The following is a 2402-nucleotide window of genomic DNA, read 5'->3' as shown; positions in this document are numbered from 1 at the left end:
GATTTATGTAAAACCTAAACTAGTAGTAGGAATTGTAGTAGACCAAATGCGATACGACTACTTAACACGTTTTTATAATAAGTATGGAGATAACGGATTTAAGCGCATGATGAATGCGGGATTTAACTGTAAAAATAATCATTACAATTATGTGCCAACATATACAGGGCCTGGTCATGCATCGATTTATACAGGAACAACACCAAAGTATCATGGTATTATAGCTAACAATTGGTATGATAAAACAATAAAAAAATCTGTGTATTGTGCAGGAGATAAAACCGTACAATCCGTAGGAACACAATCTACAGCAGGACAAATGTCTCCTCGTAGAATGAAAACAACAACCTTTGCAGACGAAAATAGGTTGTTTACACAATTAAAAGGAAAAACGATAGGTATTTCTATTAAAGATAGAGGCGCTATTTTACCAGCGGGACATACTGCAAATGCCGCATATTGGTTTAATGGAAAAGATGAAGGAAACTTTATTTCAAGTACATATTACATGAATAGTTTACCAACTTGGGTAAAAAACTTTAACGCTTCAGGAAAAGCAAGTAGCTATTTAAAAGTATGGGATACGTTTTATGATATTAATACTTACACAGAGAGTGGGAGCGATTTAAACACATACGAAGGTGGTTTTAAAGGCAAAAGCACAGCAACGTTCCCTTACGATTTAGCAACATTAAAGGATAAAAATAGAGGCTTCGATATTATAAAAGCAACACCATACGGAAACAGTATTGTTGCAGATTTTGCGATTGCAGCTCTAGATGGAGAGCAATTAGGAAAAGATAATATTACAGATGTTTTAACAGTGAGTTTTTCTAGCACAGACTACGTAGGCCATAATTTTGGAGTAAACTCTAAAGAGCTTGAAGATACTTATATTAGATTAGATAAAGATTTAGAGCGTATTTTTACAGCATTAGAAGCTAAAGTAGGTAAAGGAGAATATACCGTATTTTTAACATCAGATCATGGTGCTGTGGAAGTTCCTGCGTATTTACAAAGTGTTAATATCCCAGCAGGATATTTCAATTCTAAAGGATTAAAAGAAAAACTAGACGCCTTTTTGTTTAAACAATTTGGAGCTTCTAACCTCATAGAAAATATTAGCAATGACCAAATATTTTTAGATAAAGCACTTATTCAATTATTAGATGTTAATTTAAATACTGTACAAAACGCTATAGTTAATGAGTTGATTACTTATAAAGATATAGAAAAGGTCTATTCTGCCGGAACAATGCAAACTGTAGCTTTTACAACAGGAATAGAAAAACTATTACAAAACGGCTATAATCAAAAACGATCTGGAGATGTAATAATAGTAAAAGCACCAGCAGTAATTAGTTATGGAAAAACAGGATCTACACATGGTTCTGCTTTAAATTACGATACACATGTGCCTTTGTTATTTTATGGTAAAGGCATTAAAAAAGGAAGTACAGTAACAAAAACTGAGATTACAGATATTGCACCAACATTATCTGCATTATTAGGTATTAGTTTTCCTAATGGAGCTATAGGGCAACCATTAGAATTTGTTATAAATTAGAAACGTAAATAGAGTATTTTTTTAACGTTCAATTAAGTATGCTATGAGTTACATAATGGTAGATATAGAATCCGATGGACCAATTCCTGGAGATTTTTCCATGATCTGCTTTGGTGCTGTCTTGGTAGATGAGCATTTAAATAGAACATTTTATGGGGAGTTAAAACCTATATCTGAAAATTATAATGAAGATGCTTTAGCTATTTCTGGTTTTACACGAGAAGAAACATTGCAATTTAATACCCCCAAAAAAGTAATGTTAGATTTTAAAGATTGGATTAAAGAAAACTCTAAAGGGAGACCAATTTTTATTAGCGACAATAATGGGTTCGATTGGATGTTTATTTGTTGGTACTTTCACCATTTTATAAACGAAAATCCTTTTGGGTATTCATCCAGGCGGCTATCTGACTTATTTTGTGGACTTGAAAAGGATACATTTGCTAAATGGAAACATTTACGCAAAACAGTACATACACATAATCCTGTTGATGATGCTATGGGAAATGCAGAAGTATTACTAATGATGAAAAAAGAAATGGGATTGAAAATTAGTTTAAAATAATTGGAGTTTATAATAAATAAACGACTCTCTATTCTTTTATAAAATAATTAAAGTTGTCAATAGCATAAGCCTTTAAAAAATCATCTTCGCCTATTGTATTTCCTTCAGTAGAATCATAATCCATTAGTATTTTCCAAGTATTATTTTCTTTAACAAAAAGAACATGGAATTTACCAAAATAACTTTTTTCGGTGGGTTTACCTTGGTTTACTATTAACTTATAAATACCTCTTTCGCTTGCAGTAGAATCATTGTTAATGCGTTCTAAGA

General features: G+C 31.8%; 3 protein-coding genes. 2 read left to right on the top strand and 1 reads right to left on the bottom strand.

The window, feature by feature from the left end:
• Both pafA and ACVC2P_RS00135 read left to right on the top strand, forming a co-directional pair.
• Positions 1-1567: alkaline phosphatase PafA (pafA, locus tag ACVC2P_RS00140; protein ID WP_452596463.1), on the top strand; the 1567-nt coding region annotated here is incomplete at its 5' end.
• 43 nt (positions 1568-1610) lie between these two features.
• Positions 1611-2132: a 3'-5' exoribonuclease domain-containing protein gene (locus ACVC2P_RS00135; protein ID WP_452596462.1), complete on the top strand. Its 522-nt coding sequence runs from the start codon at positions 1611-1613 to the stop codon at positions 2130-2132.
• Positions 2133-2160: 28 nt separating this feature from the next.
• Here the strand turns inward: ACVC2P_RS00135 and ACVC2P_RS00130 are convergent.
• On the bottom strand, positions 2161-2402 hold a 242-nt coding region (locus ACVC2P_RS00130; RefSeq protein ID WP_452596461.1), incomplete at its 5' end, for a hypothetical protein.

It is taken from the genome of Pontimicrobium sp. MEBiC01747, assembly GCF_053601635.1.
Note: the sequence above shows the minus strand (reverse complement) of the source record. Positions and strands in the feature narration are given on the sequence as shown.